At 42.6% G+C, this 9,655-nt stretch carries 8 protein-coding genes; 5 read left to right on the forward strand and 3 right to left on the reverse strand.

The window, feature by feature from the left end:
* Nucleotides 1-18: 18 nt before the first annotated feature.
* The 3 genes from AC5JL8_RS21310 to dnaB all read left to right on the forward strand — a co-directional run bounded on the left by AC5JL8_RS21310 (nt 19) and on the right by dnaB (nt 3,379).
* Entirely contained in the window at nt 19-1,089 is a 1,071-nt protein-coding gene (locus AC5JL8_RS21310) for a DUF2817 domain-containing protein (protein ID WP_495881666.1), read from the forward strand.
* A gap of 275 nt (nt 1,090-1,364) precedes the next feature.
* The gene (rplI, locus tag AC5JL8_RS21315; RefSeq protein ID WP_495881667.1) at nt 1,365-1,823 is read left to right on the forward strand and encodes a 50S ribosomal protein L9; all 459 of its coding nucleotides are present in this window, start codon (nt 1,365-1,367) and stop codon (nt 1,821-1,823) included.
* Between the two features lie 200 nt (nt 1,824-2,023).
* A complete protein-coding gene (gene dnaB, locus AC5JL8_RS21320; protein WP_495881668.1) occupies nt 2,024-3,379 on the forward strand; it encodes a replicative DNA helicase in 1,356 nt (451 codons plus the stop codon).
* 213 nt (nt 3,380-3,592) lie between these two features.
* Here dnaB and AC5JL8_RS21325 read toward each other — a convergent pair whose 3' ends face one another.
* On the reverse strand, nt 3,593-4,114 hold the full coding sequence (locus AC5JL8_RS21325; RefSeq protein ID WP_495881669.1) for an FKBP-type peptidyl-prolyl cis-trans isomerase: 522 nt from the start codon (nt 4,112-4,114) through the stop codon (nt 3,593-3,595).
* Nucleotides 4,115-4,192: 78 nt separating this feature from the next.
* Nucleotides 4,193-4,519, reverse strand: a complete 327-nt coding sequence (locus AC5JL8_RS21330; RefSeq protein ID WP_495881670.1) for a phasin family protein — start codon at nt 4,517-4,519, stop codon at nt 4,193-4,195.
* Between the two features lie 140 nt (nt 4,520-4,659).
* Between AC5JL8_RS21330 and AC5JL8_RS21335 the strand changes: the two genes are divergently transcribed.
* Both AC5JL8_RS21335 and AC5JL8_RS21340 read left to right on the forward strand, forming a co-directional pair.
* Nucleotides 4,660-4,968, forward strand: a complete 309-nt coding sequence (locus AC5JL8_RS21335) for a TIGR03792 family protein (protein ID WP_495881671.1) — start codon at nt 4,660-4,662, stop codon at nt 4,966-4,968.
* A 184-nt stretch (nt 4,969-5,152) separates the two neighbouring features.
* Nucleotides 5,153-9,193, forward strand: a complete 4,041-nt coding sequence (locus tag AC5JL8_RS21340) for a HEAT repeat domain-containing protein (RefSeq protein ID WP_495881672.1) — start codon at nt 5,153-5,155, stop codon at nt 9,191-9,193.
* 127 nt (nt 9,194-9,320) lie between these two features.
* Here AC5JL8_RS21340 and AC5JL8_RS21345 read toward each other — a convergent pair whose 3' ends face one another.
* A complete protein-coding gene (locus AC5JL8_RS21345; protein WP_495881673.1) occupies nt 9,321-9,458 on the reverse strand; it encodes a hypothetical protein in 138 nt (45 codons plus the stop codon).
* Nucleotides 9,459-9,655: the final 197 nt, after the last annotated feature.

The following is a 9,655-nucleotide window of genomic DNA, read 5'->3' on the forward strand; positions in this document are numbered from 1 at the left end:
TAAAGCTTCAAACGCTAGATGTCCTATGCCACTACTTTCTGTCCGAACTACACCACAGCACGGCATCGTTTCCGTACCTCGGCGCTGGCGTTAGGGTGTCGCTTGGAAGCATACCCCATTGAGCAAACTGGGCCAAATGGAGAAGACTTGACTATTGATGTGGCGATTCTCGGCAACCCCCATCTGCAAAAGGTTGTAGTTGTCTCTAGTGGATTGCATGGTGTAGAAGGATTCTTCGGTTCTGCTGTCCAGTGTGCTTTGCTAGAGCAGGGTCTTGCTAGTTGGAGCGCAACTCAGGGGACTGCCTTAGTGTTACTACACGCCTTAAATCCTTACGGTTTCGCTTGGTGCAGGCGGTGGAATGAGGATAATATCGATCTCAACCGTAATTTCCTGCTACCAGGCGAAGAATACACAGGTAGCCCAACAAAGTACGGTGATTTGAATACGTTCTTCAATCCGTCTTCACCTCCATCACATTTTGAACCGTTTCTCGTCAAAGCGATCGCCACTATCCTCCGCTATGGTATTACTTCCTTAATTAATACATTGCCTGTAGGACAATACGACTTTCCGCAAGGGTTATTTTTTGGCGGACATAGCCCTTCCAAGACTTATCAAATTCTGGCAGCCAATCTTCCGCGATGGGTTGATAATGCTACAGATGTGCTGCATATCGACTTCCATACAGGACTTGGCAAGAAAGCAACCTATAAACTTTTTATTGACGATTCTTCAGACTCAGAAAATGCTTCCTGGTTGACTGAGAAATTTGGTGCTGAGGTCGAACCTTATCAGCCGGGAAGTAATGCCTACAAAATTCGTGGCGGTTTAGGAACTTGGTGTAAAGCAATGTTTTCTAATTGCAACTACAAATTTCTCACCGCAGAGTTTGGCACTTATCCTGTGATCCAGGTAGTTGAGGCATTGCGGGCAGAAAACCGTGCCCACTTTTTTGCACCAACCAATCATCCATCGAGAGAATGGACACGCCAGCGACTGATGGAGGTATTTGCACCTGCGGAGCAGGGTTGGCGTGATGCGGTAGTCTCTCAAGGTCTTGATTTGGTAAAACAGGCGATCGCGTAGCGCGCCCTACTGCCCAACCGCACTCCGTGCGGTTGTCTCAAAGTGGAGCCTCGAGGAAGCCTGTTCTTTTAGAACAGGCTTGGCAGTATACGGGCGATCGCGTCATTGTGAGCAAACACGATTTTTTTGGCTAATAGTTGCGATCGCACCCTGCCTTTCGCTAGGATCTGTAAGCTTTGGGGTATAAGCAAAGCAGCTTGGGATATAACTACACATATGTGAGCTATCCTGCTGAAACCCAAATTAATGAGATTCTACAGGAAAAACGAAAGAAAATGGTGAAACGCGTACAGTTAGTTTTAAATCAGGATGTTAGCAAGCTGGGAAAATTAGGCGACTTAGTGGAAGTTGCTCCTGGCTATGCTCGTAATTATCTGATTCCCAAGAATTTAGCAACTCATGCTACTCCCGGTATTCTCAAGCAAGTAGAACGCCGCCGCGAGCAAGAGCGTCAACGTCAATTAGAACTCAGACAACAAGCTCTAGAGCAAAAGGCATCTCTAGAAAAAGTTACCAGCTTGAGAATTGCCAAACAGGTCGGTGAAAATGAAGCGATTTTCGGTACAGTTACCACCCAAGAAATTGTAGATGCAATTAAAGCAGCTACCGGTCAAGAAGTGGATCGCCGTGGTATTACCATTCCCGATATTAACCACCTTGGTACTTACAAAGCTGAGATTAAGCTGTTTTCGGAAGTAACAGCACAAGTCGATATTGAAGTCGTAGCTAGCTAACTATTTCTTCGTTTTTTACCACAGATGCATACAGGTGTAATCAATCTGTGTTGATCTGTGGTGATCAATCTCTTTGAAGAAGACCAAAAAAATTCTTGTTAACAAAATAGCCCCAGTAGCTTTGTGCGGCAGATTTTGGATTATAAGGGTAGATAGCGAAACCCCGATCGCCAATTCAAAATCGCAAGTTTAAAATCGCTATGGCTGAAGAACTAAATTTTCAAGGTGATGGCAGCGATCGCCTACCACCCCAAAACATTGAAGCAGAAGAAGCTATTTTGGGGGGGATTTTACTAGATCCAGAAGCGATTGGTCGAGTTAGCGATCGCCTCATTGCCGAAGCTTTTTATATTAACGCTCATAAAGATATCTATCAAGCGGCGCTGCGCCTCCATGCTCAAGGTAAACCTACAGATTTGCTCTCGGTTACAAGTTGGCTAGCTGATAACGATATCCTAGCTCGCATTGGCGGCAGAAATAAATTAGCTACTCTTGTGGATCGCACAGTGTCAGCAGTCAACATTGACGCCTTAGCAGGGTTAGTAATGGAAAAATACCTGCGGCGACAGTTAATTAAAGCTGGCAATGAAATTGTGCATCTTGGTTACGAAACCGAAACCGAGTTACCAATAGTTTTAGATCAGGCAGAGCAAAAAGTATTCGGTGTCACTCAAGAACGTCCTCAATCAGGTTTGGTTCACATTAGCGACACCCTAATTAGTAATTTCCAAGATATTGAGGAGCGCAATCAAGGTATTGCCCTACCCGGTATTACGTGCAGCTTTTACGATTTAGATGCCATGACTTCGGGATTCCAGCGTTCTGATTTAATTATTGTCGCTGGCAGGCCATCAATGGGAAAAACAGCCTTCTGCTTAAACCTTGCTTACAATATTGCAGCTTCGCATAAATTTCCGGTTGCTGTTTTCAGTTTAGAAATGTCTAAAGAACAGCTGGTACAACGTCTATTAGCTAGCGAAGCCGGAATTGAAAGTGGTTATTTGCGGAGTGGTCGTCTCAGTCAAGCGCAATGGGAACCTTTAAGCCGTGCTATTGGTATGCTTTCAGAGATGCCAATTTTTATTGATGACACGCCGAATATTACAGTTACACAAATGCGTAGTCAGGCAAGGCGATTGCAAGCAGAACAAGGCTTGGAATTAGGATTAATAGTGATAGATTACTTGCAATTGATGGAAGGGGGAGGCGATAACCGCGTACAAGAATTATCCAAAATTACGCGTTCTCTTAAAGGTTTAGCTCGTGAATTATCTGTACCAGTTATTGCTTTATCTCAGTTAAGCCGAGGAGTGGAAGCTCGTACTAATAAACGTCCGATGTTGTCAGATTTGAGAGAATCAGGTTCAATTGAACAGGATGCAGATTTGGTAATTATGTTGTACCGCGATGACTACTACAATCAGGACACTCCCGATCGCGGCATTGCAGAAGTTATAGTAGCTAAACACCGCAACGGCCCAACGGGAACCGTTAAACTTTTATTTGATCCGCAATTTACAAAGTTTAAAAATTTAGCTAGACCAAATAATTATTGATATAGCAATCTTTAATAATTCGTGAATTATTGTGTTGCTATTCTCTGCAATTTTTGTGTCATTTGCAGTTTGTGAAAATCAGTATCAGTTATCAATTGAATAGTCTAACTTTAGTTATGAGATTGAACAGAAAAACTTTTTTTTCATCAATCAAATTAATAGCTTGGAGACCGTTTTTAAACTTGATAACTGATAACTGAGCAATAGTAATTGCTACTTAACGTCGAGCAATTCCACATCGAAAAGCAGTGTGGCGTTGGGTGGAATTACGCCACCAGCGCCACGGGAGCCATAACCTAACTCTGGGGGAATAATTAGCTGACGACGACCGCCTACTTTCATAGTGCTAAGTCCTTCGTCCCAACCTTTGATGACTTGTCCAACGCCGATTTTAAAGTCGAAGGGACGATTGCGATCGCGTGAACTATCAAATTTGGTGCCATCCTCTAATGTGCCGGTGTAGTGAACTGTCACTTTTTGTCCAGCTTTAGGAGTCGCCCCAGTTCCCTCTTGTAACTCGATATACTTCAGTCCAGAGGGAGTAGTTACAGCATTAGCATCAGACATAGGAGTATTTGCAATTAAGGTTTTGTTTTCAGTGATGGTAGTGGGTGCTGGTGTGGTTTGAGAGGAATTAGCAGCAATGGCAGAATCCTGTTTACCACCAACTTGTGCTAACACTAAAACCACAACACATAACAGCATGAACCCCACGCTGAGTAAAATTGCTTTCAAAATCAGTCCTCCCTAATTAGGTAGTCTGGTTATAGGATGACTAACAGAACACAATTAGTTTAAATCACAAAGGTTATCTTAACGCCAAAGCTTATTTTCTAAATCACGCACTTGACGTTCTAATCGGTCTATTCTACCCCGCAGTTCGTCCACCTCAGACTGACGCGCTACTCCCAAATCTTGCATCATATTACGCATTTGCCGTTGCATTTGGGTTTCCCAGGTTCCCTGCTCCGATCGCAACTGCTGTACAATATCGTCCATCACTGCCTTAGCTTGCTCAGGATTGAGCTTACCATCCTTAACTAAGTCATCGCTGACTTGCCGCAGTTTGTCTGCTACCAAAGATGTAGTGCCAATACCCAGCATCATTAGCTGTTGCAACCAGTTGTTGTTATTATCCATTTTCCCTTCCTGTTACTTTTTTTAAATCAACCGACCCTTGCTCTGGAATGTACGCAATCAAGCTATGCTGGAAGCGTAGTTATTCTAGCCTACAACTCTATTTTGGCAAATTGGGTGGGAAAAACAGGGAATTAAAGGTAGTGGTTATCGAACTGTTAAAGTTTAAAATTGCTCCCAATATGCGGGAAAAGTGTATCCAAAAAGATGCGGAAATTTGGACAACAGCCCTGGCTCAGTATCCTGGCTTTCTAGGTAAAGAAGTTTGGATTAATCCCCACGACTCCACAGAAGTTATTTTTATAATTCGTTGGGCATCACGAGAACAGTGGCAAGCCATACCCCAAACAGATTTAGAAGCTATTGAAAATAAATTTGCCCAAGCATTGGGAGACACTTATAAGTTAGTAGAATCAGCAGAATATCAAGTACGAGAATTTCCCCATATTTGAGAAGATAGTTATTACTGATAGATTTGCTGAGTTTTAATATTGTTTGAAATTGCTCTCCATACATAGAATTAACAGCGATCGCCTTTCCTTAAATGTAATATTTTTTTAATTATTAAAAATTCTATAACTATATCTGAAGCTGATGGATATACTCGTAGTCAAGAGATGATTAGGCGCGAGTACTATGATGGACTGGTTAATTGTTTGGGGTGTAACTCAGACTGTCGGGTTTGCTTTTAAGCCTATTCTCGAAGACTTAGCCAAAGATGCCGCTAAAGACTGGGCTAAAGATTTATTAAAAAAGATTCCTAGCTATGTTTTACAGCAATTTAAACAGGAAGATATTGCAATTGCTGCTGGCAAAGCACTGAAAGAATTTTTTCAATTGATGCAGCAGGAATTAGAAGATGCCGAAGTATCTGAAAGTGATATCGAGCAGTATATTCAACCATTAAAACAATTTATTAGTCATAAAGATGTCAAAGTCATACTAGGCAGTGCCTTTGAATACAACTGCGAAAATCTAGATACAAAAACCTTAGAAAATATCTGGTATTCCCTTGATTTGCTGACTCTGCCAACTCAATTTAGCTGGATGCAGCTTGGGAAACGGTATGTCAAAAAAGTTAAAGCTATTATTCGGGAGTCAGATAAATTACGTTCTCTACTAGATTCACAAAATATCGAAAGTATCGAAAAAAATACTAAAGTATTTGGGGGAATTATACCTGCTTTTGATTTACAGCAATATCAGGAAGCAATTAAAGAACGCTACAGCAATCTGAAATTAGATAGTTTAGATACTACAGGTTCAGTCTCTAACGAATTAAAGTTATGGCGAATTTTTATTTCCCAAAATGTGCGGGAAGTTCGTGAATTATTGCCACAAATTCATGAAATACCCAAAGAACATCAAAAACGGCTAAAAGAAGCCAAGCAATTAGGAGAAGTTAACCTAGAAGCTCTAGAACATTATAAAAGACTTTATTTTGAACAGCCTATTCGCTCAGTTTTAGATATAATCAACGACCAGCAAAATTATAAATATATAGTTATCTTGGGTGATCCTGGTTCAGGAAAATCCACTTTATTGCAATACTTAGCGTTAAATTGGGCAGAATCACCACTCAACAATGTCATTTCTCAGCCAATTCCCTTTCTGATTGAATTACGCACTTATATGCGAAATCAGAATGAGGGACATTGTAAGAATTTTTTAGAATTTTTCCATCAAAGTCCTGGTTCAATTTGCCATCTTAATCAACACCAACTGCAAGAACAGCTAAATGCTGGTAATGCTTTAGTCATGTTTGATGGCTTAGATGAAGTCTTCGACCAAGGAAAGCGAGAGGATGTAATTACAGCAATTCATCGTTTTACTAATGAGTATCCCAAGGTGCGGGTGGTTGTGACTTCTCGCGTCATCGGCTACAAACCGCAACGCTTACGAGATGCTGAATTTCGCCACTTCATGCTGCAAGATTTAGAGCCAGAACAAATTCAAGATTTTAATTATCGCTGGCATGAGTTAACCTTCAACGATGCAGTAGAAAAAATCAGAAAGCGGGAACGACTACAAAAAGCAATTGACACATCAGCAGCGATCGCAGAACTAGCAGGCAATCCGCTACTGTTAACAATGATGGCAATTCTCAACCGTAACCAAGAACTGCCTAGAGATAGACCAGAACTTTACAACCAAGCATCACGGGTACTGTTGCATCAATGGGATGTGGAACGCGCTTTAATCGAGGATTCTCGACTAGATCCGAAAACCATTGATTATAAAGATAAGCAAGCAATGTTGCGTCAAGTTGCTTCGCGGATGCAAACCAGCGGCAAAGGTTTGGCAGGTAATTTGATCAGCGCCAGCGATTTAGAAACGATTTTAACTAGCTACCTCAAAAGCATAGAGATTGACAAACCCAGAGAAGTGGCGCGGGTGATGATCAACCAACTGCGGACTCGCAACTTTATTTTGTGTTTTGTGGGTGCAGAGTATTACGCCTTTGTACATCGGACATTTTTAGAATATTTCTGTGCTTGGGAACTTGTCTGGCAATTTAAAGAAACCCAAACTCTACCACTAGAAAATCTCAAAATTGACATCTTTGGCAAACACTGGCGGGATGAGTCCTGGCATGAAGTATTACGCTTAATTGCCGGGATGATTGAACCAAGATTTGTCGGCGAAATTCTAGAATACTTAATGGCTGAAAACGGTGAAAAGGAAAACTTTATCAATCTCTTCTTAGTAGCTAAGTGCCTTGCAGAAGTGAGAAACCGCTTGGTAATTGCATCAACAGCTACTAAATTATTTGAGCAGCTCAAGAATTTGACTCAATACGACCTCTGGTACTATTACGACCCTTACCGAGATCAAGAAGAAACCAAACTAGTTCAAAAAATTCGCACTCAAGCAATTACAGCAGTTGCCAATACTTGGAAAGACCACCCCGAAACTTTAGCTTTTCTCAAACAACGCGCCACCACAGATGAGAATGAGTATGTGCGACGTGCAGCCGTGCAAGAATTGGCGCGGGGATTTAAAGATGATGCCAATACTATAGCCATTCTCAAAGACCGCGCCACCACTGATGAAAAGTGGGATGTGCGGCGTGTAGCAGTTGAAGAATTAGCACGGGGGTTTAAAGATGATGCCAATACTATAGCCATTCTCAAAGACCGCGCGATCGCCGATTCTGATTCAGATGTGCGACGTGCAGCAATTGAAGAATTAGCACGAAACTTCAAAGATGACATCGACACCATAGGGATTCTTAAACAACGTGCTACTGCTGATGAGAATGAGTATGTGCGATGTGCAGCTTTGCAAGAATTAGCGCGTCACTTCAAACATGACGCTGATACCATAGGGATTCTTAAACAACGTGCCACTGCCGATTCTGATTCAGATGTGCGACGTGCAGCAATCGAAGAATTAGCACGAAACTTTAAAGATGACGCCGATACCATAGGCATCCTCAAACAACGTGCAACCACTGATAAAAATGAGTATGTCAGACTTGCGGCAGTGCAAGAATTAGCACGTCACTTCAAAGATGACGCCGACACCAGACAAATTCTCAAACAAGGTGCGATCGCTGATCAAAATGAATATGTCAGACTTGCAGCAGTACAAGAATTAGCGCGTCACTTCAAAGATAACGCCGACACCAGACAAATTCTCAAAGACCGCGCCACAGCTGATGAGAAATGGGATGTGCGACAAGCAGCCGTGCAAGAATTAGCGCGTCACTTCAAAGATGACCCCAGTACTATATACTTTTTGCAACAACGTGCTACTGCTGATGAAAGATGGGATGTGCGACGCGCCGCCATCGAAGAATTAGCACGGAACCTCAAATATGACCCCGGTACTATATACTTCTTGCAACAACGCGCCACTGCTGATGAGAATGAGTATGTGCGACGTGCAGCAGTCGAAGAATTAGCGCGTAACTTCAAAGATGACGCCGATACCATACGTATTCTGAAAGACCGTGCTATTAATGACCAGAGGTGGGATGTGCGACGTGCAGCAGTCGAAGAACTAGCGCGCAACTTTCAAGATGATACCGATACTATACGCATTTTGAAAAACTGTGCGATCGCTGATGAAGATTCAGATGTGCGACGTGCAGCAGTCGAAGAACTAGCACGCAACTTTCAAGATGATGCCGATACCATACGCATCCTGAAAAACCGCGCCACTGCTGATGATAAATGGGATGTGCGACGTGTAGCAGTCGAAGAACTAGCACGGGGTTTTAAAAATGATGCCGATACCATACGCATCCTTAAAGACCGCGCCACTGCTGATGAGTCCGGGAATGTGCGACAAACAGCAGTGCAAGAATTAACGCGTCACTTCAAAGATGACATCGACACCATAAGTATCCTTAAAGACTGCGCCATTGCTGATCAGAGGTGGGATGTACGCCAAGTAGCAGTGCAAGAATTAGCGCGTCACTTCAAAGATGAACCTGAAATTTTTGAATTATTTTACAACTGTGCTGTCAATGACCCATTTAAGCGTAGTGAAGGAATTTTGGGAACAATCGAAACCAACCCCCGGCAAGTAGCAATGGAGATAATTATCAAGCAATATTCTCATCATCCCCAAACTCTACCACTGGTAAATGACAGAGCAGAAAATGACCCAGATCAGCAACTGCGTAAGTTTGCTCAAAGTAAGTTGAAACAGTGGGGAGTGAGGGAGTGAGGGAGTGAGGGAGCAGGGAGCAGGGAGCAGGGAGCAGGGGGTAGGGGCACAACATTATTGTGCCCTCACTAATAATTTATGTGTCGCAAACATTATTTGAATTGGTATTAGAACTGCAACATCTCTCTCAAAGACTCATATCATGTCCGTTTAAATAACCGTCATTGCGACCGAAGGGTAGACGCGGAGCGGCTTCTCGTTCGCGTAGCGTCTCCGACAGGAGAAGAGTAGCAATCCCAAAAACTTTGCGATTGCGTCGTTTCACTTCGTTCCACTCGCAATGATATATTCAAGGTGATTTGCCAAACATCATATCATTCATCTCTCTCAAAGCTTCATTAACGAGTATCAAAGACTCGTTTATCTCCCTCAAAGACTGATTAACGAGTATCAAAGACTCGTTCATCTCCCTCAAAGCTTCATTAACGAGTATCAAAGACTCGTTCATCCACCTCAAAGACT

This window comes from Mojavia sp. (genome assembly GCF_059505145.1).

Bases quoted from the DNA above. Each gene is read 5' to 3' on its own strand.
- AC5JL8_RS21340 (WP_495881672.1), top strand. From the start codon at position 5,153: ATGATGGACTGGTTAATTGTTTGGGGTGTAACTCAGACTGTCGGGTTT.
- rplI (WP_495881667.1), top strand. From the start codon at position 1,365: ATGGTGAAACGCGTACAGTTAGTTTTAAATCAGGATGTTAGCAAGCTG.
- dnaB (WP_495881668.1), top strand. From the start codon at position 2,024: ATGGCTGAAGAACTAAATTTTCAAGGTGATGGCAGCGATCGCCTACCA.
- AC5JL8_RS21330 (WP_495881670.1), bottom strand. From the start codon at position 4,519: ATGGATAATAACAACAACTGGTTGCAACAGCTAATGATGCTGGGTATT.
- AC5JL8_RS21310 (WP_495881666.1), top strand. From the start codon at position 19: ATGTCCTATGCCACTACTTTCTGTCCGAACTACACCACAGCACGGCAT.